This is a genomic window from Vibrio sp. SSH13-20 (assembly GCF_040104475.1).
Classification (GTDB): Bacteria; Pseudomonadota; Gammaproteobacteria; order Enterobacterales; family Vibrionaceae; genus Vibrio; species Vibrio harveyi.
On sequence record NZ_JBECOU010000007.1, the window covers coordinates 97,997 to 112,715 of the forward strand.

A 14,719-nucleotide genomic window follows, 5' to 3' on the forward strand; every position below is an offset into this window, starting at 1 on the left:
ATACAGGGTGTTTAAAAAATAGCTACATTTATTTTTCAAATTCTTTTCGTTCGAAAAAACTGATGGAGTAGAACAATTTCATCCCCTCATGATTTGGCATCCCCCTTCCTACAATGAGTCCATACCAATAAGGGAGGCAATATTATGAGCACAGTGAGAGAGATTCGTCAGATCATTCCATCGCATGCAACCGCAGATGGTGATGGGGTTAAAATTCGTCGCGTAGCCGGATTCAATAACACGAGCTTTTCACCATTCTTGATGGTCGATGAGCTTAAATCAGACCAACGTGCAGATTATGTGGGTGGTTTCCCTCCACATCCACATCGGGGCATTGAAACACTAACTTATATGCTCACCGGTCATTTCCAACATCGTGACCATATGGAAAACATTGGTGAGCTTCGTTCTGGCGGTGCGCAATGGATGGCTGCTGGTCGTGGTGTGATTCACAGTGAAATGCCAATCATGGAAGACGGCGAGCTGCACGGTTTCCAAATTTGGATTAACCAACCTGCACGAGACAAGATGTCTCCGGCGCAATATCACGACTTCCAACCGGAAACTATTACCGAGCATCGCGCAGAGTCCCATGGTTTGGTTCGTGTTATTTCTGGCGAGTTAAGCATCGGCGATGAGGTTGTCAAAGGACCGCTAAGTAAAACGGGTGTACCGGTGACGGTTGCTGATTGGCGATCGCATCCAGGTGCGACAATGACATTAATGACACCGAAACATCACAATATGATGACCTATGCTTATAAAGGAAGTATTAAGGTGGGCGAGCGCGTGGTCATGCAAGGTGAGATGGCACTGCTTTCGCAAGGTGAGTGGGTAGAGCTGCAAGCCAATGACGCTAGCGGAGTACTGCTCTTTATTGGCGAACCGATTAATGAACCTGTTGTGCATTATGGTCCATTTGTGATGAACAGCATCGACGAAATTGAACAAGCGATTCAAGACTACAATTCTGGTGTATTTGAAACTTATTAAGGCACCCAATACCGTTGCTTGGCACCAAGTCTTGACGCCAACTCTTGGAGTTACAGTTCGAGAGAAAAACATTAAGTGATTTGGAGTCCGTTTATTGGGCTCATACGCAAGCAAAGACGATATCCACTGCCATCGAATTTGCATCAGCCACACCAATTGGGTGTGGCTTTTTTTGTCTTTCACGAGGGCAGTGAGCTTTTTTGTGCTCTGTTTAGCTTTACTCCCAGCGTTCAATGGCTTGTGGACCACATTCCACACCCAGCTCATAAGCTTGACGTAAAGGTTCTGGCGAGCGGCTTAAACGCTTTAACTTAAAGCCTTCTGGTGGACAGATTTGGATGATCTCAACGCCAACTGGCGGGTTCTCTATCAGTTCCAGACTCTGGTTGTAACGAATATGGCGCGTGAGCATTGGCTCGATTAACGCTGGATGATCTTTCAGTAAACGTGAAGTTAGCTTTTCAAACTTAGGCTTGGATTTGCGATAGCTGGCAGGGCGGCTTCGTAGCACCATGATTTTGGTTGCACCGCGTTTGATGGCTTCGGCAATAGGGATTGCATCCGCTACACCACCATCCACATACCTTACGCCATCTAATGGCACACCATTGCGGTACATGATTGGTAGGGCGCTGCTGGCTTTCATGGTTTCCGCCAACATTTCTACGGAAGGTGTTAGGTACTCTGGTTGTCCGTTGTCTTGTCGTGTGACACCTAAAAAGAATGGTCGAGGATCGGCAGAAAGTACGGCTCGATCAATGCCCAACTCTTTAAGCGTGACGTCCCACATCCAATCTAAATCCATCATATCGCCACCGCGTACGAGTTGAGTGGGGGAGATAAATTCTTTTCGTAAACTGTAGTCGAGATAGATTTTGAGGTTTCTGCCCGGCATTTTAGCAAGGTAAGCCGCTAAGTTACTTGCGCCCGCCGAGACACCCCAAAAGCTGTCAAAAGGGGAGAAATCTTGTGCCATAAAGTGATCGAGTATGCCGCAGGAGAACACCCCACGCATCGCGCCGCCTTCTACAATCAACGCTCGAGAACCAACATGTTCCATCCTAGCCATCCGTTTCGATTATTCTGATTTGGATACGAACTAATTAGAGTAACGGATCTAATGCGTATACCCAAGTCGCGTTCACTTTGACCTTACCTTGATGAATCTATTTTTTATGTTATAACATAACAATAATCAAAATTATTATAAGGTAGCGTGTGTCTTGTGTGAGGTGAAAATGAGCGATATTGACGCCATTATTAAGCATGTTGAGGTGAGCTTTAAAGCTCAAGGAAAGCAATTAACTTCCAAGAGAAAACTGGTGTTGAAAGCGTTGGTCCATGCCGATAGAGCCTTGTCAGCTTATGAGTTGGTGGATTATTGCAAAGCCCATTTTGAACAAAATATTCAGGCAATGTCGGTGTATCGAATCTTGGATTTTCTTGAAGGTGAGCACTTGGCTCACAAGCTTAAAGTTTCTAATAAATACATCGTCTGCTCCCATATCCTCTGCGAACACGAACATGGCGTTCCTCAATTTCTCATCTGCTCCAAATGCAACAAAATTAGCGAGCAAGCCATCGACCCAAACTTGATTCACGGTCTGCAATCCCATGCAAAAGAAGAAGGCTTCACCGTTGTCAGCCCTCAACTAGAGATTAATTGTGTTTGTGATGACTGTGCGAAATCCCAGTAAGTGTTTTTGAGTGTCCACTTATTGTCGTTTTCATCACTGCCACTTTACGACGTTTATCCTTTCCCATTATTAGCATCATCAGCAAGGAGTTCTGAACCGCTATGCCTGCAACACTGATTAAAAACGCCCTTGTCGTCAACGAAGGAACCATTACCGAGACCGATTTACGAATTGTCGATCAGCGAATTGAAGCTATCTCGACCGATATCGCCTCAAAACCGGAAGACACGGTGATTGATGCTAAAGGGTGTTATCTAATCCCCGGTATGATAGACGACCAAGTACACTTTCGTGAGCCGGGTTTAACGCACAAAGGTTCGATTGCAACAGAATCCCGTGCAGCGGTTGCAGGTGGTATCACAAGCTATATGGAAATGCCGAACGTAAACCCTGCCACGACGACCATCGAGGCGTTAGAAAGCAAATTCTCCATTGCCGAGCAGAGCTCTCTCGCGAACTACTCTTTCTATCTTGGTGCGACCGAAGACAACCTTGAGCAAATCAAACAGCTTGATCCAAAGAGACATTGTGGCGTGAAAGTGTTTATGGGGGCTTCGACGGGGGATTTGTTGGTGGAAGCACCTCAAGCCTTGGAGGAAATTTTCCGTGATTCACCAGTGCTCATCGTAACGCACTGTGAAAGTGGACCTGTGATTGCGCAAAACAAACAGCGACTACTCAAAGAGAAGTCGGAATTCACCATTGAAGATCATCCGATACTGCGTGATGACGAAGCGTGTTATGCGTCCTCTTCTTATGCGGTAGAACTGGCTAAGAAGTACAACAGTCAGTTGCATGTTCTGCATATCACAACGGCAAAAGAGTTAGCACTGTTTGATGCAGATCCAATCGAGAACAAAAACATTACTGCTGAAGCTTGCGTTCATCACCTGTGGTTTAGCAATGAAGATTACGCAGAGCGTGGTAACCAAATCAAATGTAACCCAGCGGTGAAATACCCAAGTGACCGTGAGGCTATTCTAAAAGCACTTAATACAGGTCAAATTGACATTATCGCGACAGACCACGCCCCCCACACGAGGGAAGAAAAACAGGTGCCTTACGAACAAGCGCCAGCGGGGTTACCTTTGGTACAGCACGCACTGTTGTCTTTATTTGATCAAGTCGCTCGCGGACATATGACGATGGAGCAAGTGGTTCAAAAGACGGCACATAACCCAGCCATCCGCTACGGTATTGAGCAACGTGGCTTTATCCGTGAAGGGTATTTCGCTGATTTGGTGCTGGTGGATACAAAAATGCCGACCTTAGTCACCAATGACAATAGCTTGTACCACTGTGGTTGGTCGCCTTTTGCTGGCCATCAGTTCTCCTCACAAATCAAGAAAACTTGGGTCAACGGTGGGTTGGTGTATGTCGACCAACAAGTCAATGAGCAGGCAGCACATGCTATGCGATTGGTATTTGATCGCTAAGACTCACGTTTTTCAAAAACTTAGATTATTTGAAAGCTCAGTTTATTTTCGAAAGCTTACATTTATCCGCTTTCATCGGGCTTTATTTGTAGAAGTATAGTTGTCGTAACTTGAGTGTCTTTTCGGCACCAAATAAAGAGAATTCAATATGTTAAGAAGAAATCCCACAGGTCACATGCCCGAAGTGTCGGAAACAGCCTTCATCGATCCGACTGCAATCATCTGTGGCAAAGTGATCATTGAAGATAACGTTTTTATTGGTCCTTACGCGGTGATTCGTGCTGATGAGGTGAACGAGCAAGGCGATATGGAAGCCATTGTCATCAAGCGCGATACCAACATTCAAGATGGCGTGGTCATTCACTCAAAGGCAGGCGCTGCCGTGACCATTGGTGAGCGCTCTTCCATTGCACACCGATCAATTATTCATGGTCCGTGTGAAGTTAGCGATGATGTGTTCATTGGTTTTAACTCGGTGGTATTTAATGCTGTGATTGGGAAGGGTTGTGTTATTCGCCATAACTGTGTGGTAGATGGTCTAGACTTGCCAGAGAATTTCCATGTTCCGCCAATGACGAATATTGGTGCCGACTTTGATTTGAACAGCATCTCGAAAGTGCCACCTGAGTACTCGGCATTTTCAGAGTCTGTGGTTTCAGCAAACCACGAACTGGTGCAAGGCTACAGGAGAATTGCCAATGAGCTCTGAGAGCCAACCTATACTTGGTGTTCCTACCAACATGATTACGGGGTTTCTTGGTGTAGGAAAGACCTCAGCGATTTTGAATTTAATGGCGAATAAGCCAGAGAACGAGCGCTGGGCGGTATTAGTGAATGAGTTTGGTGAAATCGGCGTTGATGGTAGCTTGGTTCAGGGGCAACAAAGCGAAGATCAACAAGTGTTTATTCGCGAAGTACCCGGCGGCTGCATGTGCTGCGCGGCGGGGTTGCCAATGCAAATCGCCTTAAACCAACTGCTTAATGAAGCAAAGCCAGACCGTCTGCTGATTGAGCCTACTGGGCTTGGCCACCCGAAAGAAGTGCTGCAAGTGTTGTCGACAGATCATTATCGCCAAGTGCTTTCGCTACAAAAGAACATCACTTTGGTCGACGCGCGTAAGCTTGCGGATGAGCGCTATACACAGCATGACACGTTCAACCAACAAATTGCGATTGCCGATACAGTGGTGGGTAACAAGCTCGATTTGTATCAAGAGGGAGACACCCAGAAGCTAGAAGCTTACGTGGCGCAAGTTGGGCGCCCAAATACCAAAGTGGTTTTTGCTCAGCATGGTGTGATTCCGTTTGCCGAATTTGAAGGTGAGACCACCATTCATGAACATCCCCCGCATCACCACCATCATGCGAGTGACAAGCCTTTGGCTTCAGACATGCCAATGCCTGAGAGTGGTATGCTCAAAGCGACCAATTCAGGCGAAGGTTTCCAGAGTGTCGGTTGGCGCTTTTCACCTGAGAAAGTGTTCGATCGCCGTAAGCTGATTCCTCTGTTGGTTGAGCTGGAAGTGGAGCGCATGAAAGCGGTGTTTATTACTGGTGATGGCATTTATGGCTACAACCTAACGCCAGATGGGTTACAGGAAGTGGAGTTAGATGACTGTGCTGAAAGCCGAATTGAACTGATTGCAGACAGCATTGATGAGCAATTTGAAGCCAAACTGCTTTCTTGCGAATTGGCGTGATCTATAGGCTCAGGCATTCTCAATATGAGTGTCTGAGTCTTCTTCTATGTTTCTAATCACTTCCTGTTTTCTCCCTGTCGTTTGTGCTTTTCCGATTCAGCCCGATCCGTTACTCTTCTTGAAAACATTGAAACATGAGCACTGATATGATCGACAAGCTACCTGGCATTCTTACTTTTTTGCGCGAGGCTGAGCAGCTCAAAAGCACCTTACGCACCGCATGGACGTCTTCTGGTCGCCATGAAAGTACTGCTGAGCACACGTGGCGATTATGCTTACTTGCCATGCTGGTAGCAGAACATTATCCACATTTGGATAGCTTGAAAGTGCTAAAACTCTGTGTTGTTCATGACTTGGCAGAAGCGGTCAGCGGTGACATTTCGGCGTTGGAGCAACACGATGGGCTGGGTAAAAGCGCACTAGAACTGGCAGATTTGAAGCAACTCATCGCTCCGTTAGACGCTTCTCTGCAAAAGGATCTACTGGAGCTATGGTTGGAATACGACAGTGCTACTACCGCAGAAGCTCGACTCACCAAAGCGTTGGATAAATTGGAAACCATTCTGCAGCACACTCAAGGCGATAACCCTACCGATTTCAATTACGCCTTTAATCTGGAATACGGCAAAAAGCACACGGACTTTGATGATCTGACCAAAGCGCTTCGAGCGATCATCGATGAAGATACCCGTCGATTAGCTGAGCGCTAGTTCTCTCGCTCAACTTAAAAACATCACTTTCTGCAAAATCACTTAAGCTTCTCTGGTGAACCTATACCCAAGTAACCTCGAGATGCTAGGTTCAGCGAGACTGACTTGGTTTGTAGACGCGGCGGCGATTTAAAGGTTTAGTGGGTCTAAATCAAGAATCGGCAACAAAGTATACAAGCCAAGGCAGCTCGCCCTTTGGGAGCGTGTCATTGACCCGATTGCTGCGTCAAACAACTTGGAAAGAGCTGGCTATTACGCTGTGTTGTTTTCCTTGAACTCGAATCAATGACAACGCTCTGAATCCTGCATCTTGAAGTCACTTGGGTATAAGTGCTTTAGCTCGTTTGTGTTTTTTATACTGAGTAAGACTCTTTTTAAAACTTCCCTTTGATCAAATTCCCTTCCTAGGTTGACATTGTTTGATGGTCAAACTAAATTAAAATCAAATAATTTGATAATCAAACTAAAATTGGAAGGTAAGTGTCGCAATGGCTGTATCGCAACATTCACATGATTTCGTTTCTCACAACCAAAAGGGTGAAAAACGCACGCTCTACGTATTGATCCTAACCGTGACCACCATGGTGGTGGAGATTGCTGCCGGGACCATGTTTGGTTCAATGGCATTGCTCGCAGATGGTTGGCATATGGGTACACACGCAGCGGCATTTTGTATCACCTTGTTTGCTTACCGCTACGCGAAACAAAATGCACATAATGACCGCTTCTCATTTGGTACGGGTAAGGTGAGTGTACTCGGCGGTTTTACCAGTGCCATTGCGTTGGGGATTGTGGCATTGATGATGATGGTCGAGTCGATTCATCGTCTCTTCAACCCAGAAAGCATTCAGTTTAACGAAGCTATTATGGTGGCGGTGATTGGTTTAGTGGTGAACCTTGCGAGCATGCTGCTTCTGCAAGATCACTATCATCATGGGCATGACCATCATGATCACCATTCTCACGATCATGAGTACGAACATCATCACGACCACAACCTAACTGCTGCGTACTTCCACGTGTTAGCGGATACGCTGACCTCTCTACTTGCGATTGTCGCGTTGATTGTCGGTAAGTTTTACGGCTGGGTTTGGTTAGATGCCATGATGGGGATTGTTGGTGCTGTTGTGATTGGTAAGTGGACCTTGGGTTTAATGAAACAAACCGCACCAGTCTTGTTGGATGAGAGCATCAACAAGTCATACCGAGATGAGATTACTGAAACACTTACTCCTTATGCCGAGATTGTTGATTTACACATCTGGAAGGTGAGTGGTCATCATTATTCTGCGGCTATCGCGCTTAAAAATCATAGCAACAAAACGCTGGATGAATTTAAGCAATTATTGAGTAAATTTGATAAGATTCACCACCTAACTTTGGAAGTTCAAACGACTGAGTGATGCGCGAATTAGAAAAGCTGAATCAAACGCTTACCGAGTTCTATGACAAAATGTCTTCTTGGGAGCAATCTGTAGTAAAAGGCACGGGTTACTCACTAGCTCAAATCCACACGATTGAAGTACTGGGTGGGCATGGTGCGTTGCGTATGAAAGAACTGGCGGAAAAGCTTGGGATTACGACAGGCACGTTAACGGTTCAAATTGAGAAACTGGTGAAAGCGGAGCTTATTGAGCGCTGTCCGCATCCAGAAGATCGTCGCGCTATCGTAGTAAAGCTTACGCCAGCGGGTGAAGAGATTCACCGTCATCACAATCAGCTGCATTTAGATTTGGTTCAAGACTTAACGCGCAATATCGAGCCTGAGCATCAAGCGATCTTGTTTGCTTGCTTACAGAAGATGAATAAAGAGTTCTGATTGCGCTTTTCGTTTCTCAACTCAAATATTGAGTCTCAAACAGCAAAAAAGTAGAGCACCGAAGTGCTCTACTTTTTTATAAGCTCGATAGAATTTGTTCGATTGGCAGTTGTGTGAACGCATACGTAATGCCAACACAGAATGCAGCACCGGTAACGCCAATACCGACAGTCGTTGCGAGTAGCAGAAGGGTAATCTTAGGCATCAGAGATTAAACTCCTTCTTAAAGGTTGGGTAAATGACACCATTCGCTTCTTGATAGGATTTAAAGCCATAACCAAACGCAAATGCTGCCACCACAATGGCAAATGCCGCAATGTTTCTTCCTTTCATCCTTAAACTCTCAACTGTTTGTATTGAACAAAGGTAATAAACACCCTGCCAATAGTTTATCTATTGCTTATTTAATTCGGTTATTCAATTACTGGGTAAAACACACGAACAGTACCCATGCTGTTGTTAGCACAAGTAACGGTGTGAACACTTTCTGAATTGAAGCGCCATCGGTTAGGTCATAAATCACGATCGATTCTTTATAGAATGCGCGTTTGAATGAACCAAAGCTGATTTCATTTTTAACGTCAGATTGCTCATAGTGATGACGAGCAGAGTCTGCCATTTGAGACTCTAGATCTTGCATCTCGTATTCTTTGTTAAAAAATGCATCCCACGCCGAAATACGTGCAATAGTTTTTGGCGAACGATTGCCCTTCAGTTTTTCTAGACGCTTAGCGTATGCAGCTTGATATTTATCCACGATGATTTCCTACATGAATAGACTGTAATGCAGAACATAGCTTTAAATGCTCTGCGCAGTGGTTGTAAAAATTTGAAAATGGGAATCAAAAGGGAATTTTTACATCAGTAGGAAAGTTGTCAGATGAAGAAGTACGGCATTTGATTGTTAAAGAGCGTAAGGAATGTCATCCCTTGTGCTGCGGATAATATGGGCTGCTTTTGAATGCGACAAACAAAAATAATTAGTTAGGACAACAATCAATTTTTGTTGCGGATTGCTTCGTTCTGAGCATGGTAAGTAGTAAGAAATGAAAAAACGCCATATATAGCAAGGGATTGAGAGCAAATTAGTAACGAGAGTTTTTTGAGCGTTTTTGGTAGATAACAAAACGATAATTGCGAATGATAAATAGAGATTTTATGTATCAGAGACAAAAATAATGTCCATTCACCGACTTAAGAAAAGCGGAAGGGTGAATGGACATGCTGTTGAATTACAGGCTTTTTGCTTGAACGATCAAGCTTGCCAATTGAGCAAACCCGTAGCCGCCGTTCTCTTGTGTGACATAGTTAGGTTGATGGTTCAGTTTCGCCAATAAAGGGCGAATGTTATTCACGCCAAAGGTCATTGGCAACCACTCAAACATGCCTTCATCATTGAGTGAATCTCCCACATACGTGATGCGCTCTAAGCTCGGTAATTCGCCGTTATTGAACTGCCTAATGTACGCTTCACCACTTGTACGCTTGCTGTGACTACCGACCCAAGCATTGATGTGAATCGAACTCAATGTTGCATTGACGGGATTAGACTCCACATTCAAATTCATAATGTGGTTAAGAATTTCCATTGTCGTGGAAGGGGAAACAGGCGTTCTATCTTGCGCTATGTTCACCGCAACGTCACAGTAGCGAAAACTCTGATCTTGGCTGAACTCGACATTGGGATAGCCTGCCAAAATGCCGGTAATACTTTCTTGTAATGCGCGTTGTTCTTTGCGCATTGCTTCGGCTGGGCGAGCAAAGGTGGTGTGGAATCCTGCCGCGTCTTTTCTCATCCAAAACGCGCCATTTTCACCAATCACACCATGCAGTGACCACATCTTTGCCATTTGGTCACACCAACCGGCACATGCGCCTGTTACTGCCACCACTTTTACGCCGACACGCTCTAGCTCGGCTAACGCAATGAGTGTTTCAGGTGGCAGCTTGCCTTGCCAAGTCAACGTGTCATCCACGTCGGTTAGCAGCCATTCGATCTGTTTCAGACTCTCTAACTTGAGCTCTGATAACGGGTTAGGCATTCACCACTCCTTGCTTGTTTACTCTAGGGTTGATTGCTTGAGTTTCGTCACTGACGCCTTGCAGTGATACCGCGGAAGCCAGTGTACTCTCGATACGCTTTTCTGTGTTGGCATCAAATAGATGAACATGTTTTGGCTTTATGTCTAGACCAAGCTTGTCGCCAATTTGAATTGGCGTATGTCCCTCTACACGAACAACAAGCTTTTGTGAGTCACCACCTTCTGTGCGGCAGTAAAGCAACAGATCGGCACCGAGCGATTCAATCAATTCGACTTCTACTTGCAACCATGGGTTATCTTGGCTGATTTGTAAATGCTCTGGACGAAGTCCTAGCTTTATTTCGCCAAGATCCAAGTTTGTTGTGGAGACAGGAAGCAGCGCGTCACCGATAGTGATGCCGTCAACGCTAACATTGCCATCTAAGATGTTCATGGATGGTGAACCAATAAAGGTCGCGACGAACAAAGATGCAGGGTTGTCGTATATCTCTAGCGGTGTGCCAACTTGTTCGACGTTACCTTTGTTCAAAACAACAAGTTTGTCCGCCAGCGTCATTGCTTCAACTTGGTCGTGGGTAACGTAAACCGATGTTGTTCCGAGGCGACGCTGAAGCTTCTTGATTTCCAAACGCATTTGAACACGCAGTTTGGCGTCTAGATTGGACAGTGGCTCGTCAAACAGAAACACCTTTGGTTCACGTACAATTGCGCGCCCCATCGCCACACGTTGACGTTGTCCGCCAGAAAGCTGTCCTGGTTTGCGGTCGAGTAGGTGATCCAACTCCAGCATCTTTGCCGCTTCGTGAACCAATCGTTCGATTTCCGCTTTCGGTGTTCTGCGGTTGCGCAGACCGTAAGCCATGTTGTTGTACACCGTCATGTGTGGGTACAAGGCGTAGTTCTGGAATACCATGGCAATGTCTCGCTCGCCAGGTTCGAGATCGTTGACGGTTGTGGTGTCGATCTTAAGCTCTCCTGAGCTGATTTCCTCTAGCCCTGCAATCATGCGAAGTAAGGTGGATTTACCGCAACCACTCGGGCCAACCAACACGACCATTTCGCCGTCGCAGATATTGAGATTAAGTTTTTGGATCGCCTGATAGCCGTTCGGATAACATTTAGCGATATTAGAAAGAGTTAACGTGGACATTTATTTCTCCGAATCTACCAGACCTTTAACAAAGGCTTTTTGCATTGCAATTACCACAATCACGGGTGGCAACATGGCGATAATGGTGGTGGCCATAATTTTGTTCCATTCGATCACGCCATCAACCACTCCAAGCATCTGTTTAATGCCCATCACGATGGTGTAGTACTGCACGTCTGTGGTGATCAAAAGCGGCCACAAATATTGGTTCCAGCCGTAAATGAAGGTGATGACGAATAGTGCGGCGATGTTGGTGCGCGATAGAGGCAACAAGATATCGAAGAAGAACTTGATTGGTCCTGCGCCATCAATTCGTGCTGCTTCCACTAACTCATTCGGTACCGTTAAGAAGAACTGACGGAACAAGAAAGTCGCTGTCGCACTGGCAATCAGCGGAATGGTTAAGCCGTAAAATGAGTTCAGCATGTTGAGGTTCGTAATCACCTCAAATGTCGGCATGATGCGCACTTCTACTGGTAACATAAGTGTGAAGAAGATCATCCAGAACGCCAGCATTCGTCCCGGAAAACGGAAGAACACCACTGCATACGCTGACAGGATGGAAATGCTTAACTTGCCGATGGTAATGCACATCGCCATGATGAAGGAGTTCAGCAACATGCTACCAATCGGCAATGTATTGTTGTTGTATTGGGTGTCGTTACTCAACAAGTCAGTGAAAACGCTAAAGCCCAAATCGCCAAACCACAACGGTGTACCAGTAGCGAACGCGCTGTTCTCATGTGTGGTTGCTACGATCGCAATCCAAACGGGAAGCGCAATCGAAATAATGCCAAGAATTAAAATGACATGACAAAACAGATTAAAAAACGGTCTTCTTTCTACCATTAGTACGCCACCTTCTTCTCAACATACTTAAATTGAATCACGGTTAGGGAAGCCACCAAGATCATCAGGATGACGGATTGCGCTGCTGATGAGCCTAAGTCCAAACCAATAAAACCATCGTTATAGACTTTATAAACCAAGGTGGAAGTGCTGTTACTCGGACCGCCTTGTGTCATCGCATGGATGATGGCGAAGGTATCGAAGAACGCGTAAACGAAGTTCACGACCAATAAAAAGAAACTGGTTGGTGAAATCAGCGGGAAGCTAATGGTGATAAAGCGTTTGATTGGACCACTGCCGTCAATGGCCGCGGCTTCGTGCAGAGACTTGGGTACTGATTGAAGCGCCGCAAGGAAGAACAGAAAGTTGTAGCTGATTTGCTTCCATGTCGAGGTGATGATCACCATCCACATAGCATGGGTGCCATTGAGCGTTGGATTCCAGTCTACGCCAAACAGATTCAACAGTTCGGTCATCACACCGATGGTTGGATCGAATAGAAATAGCCATAGTGAACCTGCGACAACCGGAGCCACCGCATAAGGCCAAATCAAGAAAGTGCGATACATGGTCGCGCCACGGATGATTTGCTCGGCAAAAGCGGAAAGGATCAGCGCACTGACCAGAGCAAGCACCGCAACACTGATGCTAAATTGCAGCGTGGTCATTAACGAATCTAGGTAAAGTGGATCATGGAAGAGCGTTTCAAAGTTCTCTAAACCCACAAACTCACGGCTCATACCGAAAGCATCTTCAAGTTGTGAAGATTGGAAAATGGCTTGTCCTGCCGGCCAGATGAAGAACACCAAAGTGATCACCAACTGAGGCGCAATCAGCGCAACCGGAAGCCATTTGTGTTTAAAAACAACAGGTGAGGACATACAAATACCAAAATAAAACAGGCAAGGTGTGTAAACGAATTCCCCACCCATGATGGGCGGGGAGAGTGCATCTCTGAGTACCTACTGGAATAAGACTCGGTGCATCATTGTTCGTTATTAAGGTTCGTTATTTCTGTGTGCGCTCAAAGCGACGTAGCTGCTCGTCACCACGACGAACCGCATTATTTAGCGCAGCTTGTGCTGTTGCTTTTCCTGCCCAAACCGCTTCCAGCTCTTCGTTGATGATGTCGCGAGTTTGCAGGAAGTTACCAAAGCGAATGCCTTTCGAGTTTTCCGTTGGCTTTGTCGACGTCATTTGCAGAACGGCTGTGTCTGTGCCTGGGTTCTTAGCGTAGAAGCCTTGCTCTTTCGTTAGCTCATAAGCCGCTTTAGTGATTGGTAAGTAACCAGTGAATTGGTGCCAATCTGCTTGAACTTCTGGGCTTGAAAGGTAAGAGAAAAACTTCGCCACGCCTTTGTATTCTTCGCTTGAGTGACCACGAAGCACCCAAAGAGAGGCCCCTCCGATAATGGTGTTTTGTGGCTTAGATACTAGCTCTGAATCGTATGGCAATTGTGCTACGCCGATATCAATGCCTTTCATGTTCTCTTTGATGCCCGCCAGACCTGCGGAAGAGCCCATGGTCATTGCACACTCTTGGGTGTAAAACAGTGGCATACCATCAGACTGACGACCACCGTACTTAAAGATGCCTTCTTTCGACCATTTACCCATCTGTTCGATATGATGTACGAACGCTGAGTCATTGAACTTGAATTTTGTGTCTAAGCCAGCAAAGCCGTTGTTGTTATTGGCAACAGGAACGTTGTTACGCGCACCAAAGTTTTCGATTTGAGTCCATGATTGCCAGGTTGTGCTGAAACCACATTTCGCACCAGACGCCAGTAGTTTACGAGACACTTCTTCCATCTCTTTCCACGTCTTAGGTGGATTTGCTACGCCTGCCTTCTTAAACATGTCTTTGTTGTAATAAAGCACAGGAGTGGAGCTGTTGAATGGCAGTGAAAGCATGTTGCCTTCATTGGTGGTGTAGTAACCCGTTACTGCCGCAAGATAATCATCTGGATTAAACGACTCTTTGGTGTCTTTCATCAATTGATAAACGGGATAAATCGCTTTATCTGCCCCCATCATTGTCGCCGTGCCCACTTCGAACACTTGCACGATAGCTGGTTGCTCTTTCGCTCTGAATGCGGCGATTGCACTGGTCATGGTTTCTGCGTAGCTGCCTTTGTAAACTGGCTTGATCTCGTATTCTGATTGGCTTGCGTTAAAGTCTGCGGCAATTTCGTTGACCTTTTTACCTAGTGCGCCACCCATTGCGTGCCACCACTCAACCTCTGTTTTTGCTTGTGCTTGCGTGCTGATGAATGCCGCTGCAATTGCAAGTCCGGCGAGGTGTTTAATAGCCATAATGATT

17 protein-coding genes are annotated in these 14,719 nt (G+C 45.9%); 8 read left to right on the top strand and 9 right to left on the bottom strand.

All coding sequences use genetic code 11. The features are described from left to right. Positions 1-144: 144 nt before the first annotated feature. A complete protein-coding gene (locus ABMY42_RS19400) occupies positions 145-993 on the top strand; it encodes a pirin family protein (RefSeq protein WP_349266672.1) in 849 nt (282 codons plus the stop codon). Between the two features lie 217 nt (positions 994-1,210). Here the strand turns inward: ABMY42_RS19400 and ABMY42_RS19405 are convergent, their stop codons facing one another. Then, positions 1,211-2,053 (bottom strand): patatin family protein, encoded by an 843-nt coding sequence (locus ABMY42_RS19405; protein WP_349266673.1) that lies wholly within the window; start codon positions 2,051-2,053, stop codon positions 1,211-1,213. Between the two features lie 178 nt (positions 2,054-2,231). Between ABMY42_RS19405 and ABMY42_RS19410 the strand changes: the two genes are divergently transcribed. The 7 genes from ABMY42_RS19410 to ABMY42_RS19440 all read left to right on the top strand — a co-directional run bounded on the left by ABMY42_RS19410 (position 2,232) and on the right by ABMY42_RS19440 (position 8,355). Next, the gene (locus ABMY42_RS19410; RefSeq protein ID WP_049537969.1) at positions 2,232-2,690 is read left to right on the top strand and encodes a transcriptional repressor; all 459 of its coding nucleotides are present in this window, start codon (positions 2,232-2,234) and stop codon (positions 2,688-2,690) included. Positions 2,691-2,791: 101 nt separating this feature from the next. Next, complete coding sequence (locus tag ABMY42_RS19415; RefSeq protein WP_349266674.1) at positions 2,792-4,126, top strand: dihydroorotase; 1,335 nt, start codon at positions 2,792-2,794, stop codon at positions 4,124-4,126. 148 nt (positions 4,127-4,274) lie between these two features. Further along, complete coding sequence (locus ABMY42_RS19420) at positions 4,275-4,835, top strand: carbonate dehydratase (protein ID WP_005426373.1); 561 nt, start codon at positions 4,275-4,277, stop codon at positions 4,833-4,835. Beyond that, entirely contained in the window at positions 4,825-5,826 is a 1,002-nt protein-coding gene (locus tag ABMY42_RS19425; protein ID WP_349266675.1) for a GTP-binding protein, read from the top strand. The genes ABMY42_RS19420 and ABMY42_RS19425 overlap by 11 nt, the downstream gene beginning before the upstream one ends. A 146-nt stretch (positions 5,827-5,972) precedes the next feature. After that, positions 5,973-6,536, top strand: a complete 564-nt coding sequence (locus ABMY42_RS19430) for an HD domain-containing protein (RefSeq protein WP_281188251.1) — start codon at positions 5,973-5,975, stop codon at positions 6,534-6,536. Positions 6,537-7,024: 488 nt separating this feature from the next. Next, positions 7,025-7,939, top strand: a complete 915-nt coding sequence (gene dmeF, locus ABMY42_RS19435; protein WP_281188252.1) for a CDF family Co(II)/Ni(II) efflux transporter DmeF — start codon at positions 7,025-7,027, stop codon at positions 7,937-7,939. Continuing rightward, positions 7,939-8,355 (top strand): MarR family transcriptional regulator, encoded by a 417-nt coding sequence (locus ABMY42_RS19440; RefSeq protein WP_009697065.1) that lies wholly within the window; start codon positions 7,939-7,941, stop codon positions 8,353-8,355. Before dmeF ends, ABMY42_RS19440 begins: the two co-directional genes overlap by 1 nt. A gap of 76 nt (positions 8,356-8,431) precedes the next feature. On the opposite strand, the gene ABMY42_RS19445 is transcribed toward ABMY42_RS19440, so the two are convergent. The 8 genes from ABMY42_RS19445 to ugpB form a co-directional block, all read right to left on the bottom strand. Beyond that, positions 8,432-8,560: a hypothetical protein gene (locus ABMY42_RS19445; protein ID WP_005452653.1), complete on the bottom strand. Its 129-nt coding sequence runs from the start codon at positions 8,558-8,560 to the stop codon at positions 8,432-8,434. Further along, complete coding sequence (locus ABMY42_RS19450) at positions 8,560-8,688, bottom strand: hypothetical protein (RefSeq protein ID WP_005426337.1); 129 nt, start codon at positions 8,686-8,688, stop codon at positions 8,560-8,562. The genes ABMY42_RS19445 and ABMY42_RS19450 overlap by 1 nt, the downstream gene beginning before the upstream one ends. Before the next feature lie 88 nt (positions 8,689-8,776). Beyond that, complete coding sequence (locus ABMY42_RS19455) at positions 8,777-9,112, bottom strand: hypothetical protein (protein ID WP_005452650.1); 336 nt, start codon at positions 9,110-9,112, stop codon at positions 8,777-8,779. 475 nt (positions 9,113-9,587) lie between these two features. After that, complete coding sequence (locus ABMY42_RS19460) at positions 9,588-10,397, bottom strand: HAD-IIB family hydrolase (RefSeq protein WP_085319565.1); 810 nt, start codon at positions 10,395-10,397, stop codon at positions 9,588-9,590. Further along, a complete protein-coding gene (locus ABMY42_RS19465) occupies positions 10,390-11,547 on the bottom strand; it encodes a sn-glycerol-3-phosphate import ATP-binding protein UgpC (protein ID WP_349266676.1) in 1,158 nt (385 codons plus the stop codon). The genes ABMY42_RS19460 and ABMY42_RS19465 overlap by 8 nt, the downstream gene beginning before the upstream one ends. Continuing rightward, a complete protein-coding gene (ugpE, locus tag ABMY42_RS19470) occupies positions 11,548-12,396 on the bottom strand; it encodes a sn-glycerol-3-phosphate ABC transporter permease UgpE (RefSeq protein ID WP_038897840.1) in 849 nt (282 codons plus the stop codon). Continuing rightward, entirely contained in the window at positions 12,396-13,277 is an 882-nt protein-coding gene (gene ugpA / locus ABMY42_RS19475; RefSeq protein ID WP_005452642.1) for a sn-glycerol-3-phosphate ABC transporter permease UgpA, read from the bottom strand. The genes ugpE and ugpA overlap by 1 nt, the downstream gene beginning before the upstream one ends. Positions 13,278-13,404: 127 nt before the next feature. Further along, positions 13,405-14,712, bottom strand: a complete 1,308-nt coding sequence (gene ugpB / locus ABMY42_RS19480; RefSeq protein ID WP_045486552.1) for a sn-glycerol-3-phosphate ABC transporter substrate-binding protein UgpB — start codon at positions 14,710-14,712, stop codon at positions 13,405-13,407. Positions 14,713-14,719: the final 7 nt, after the last annotated feature.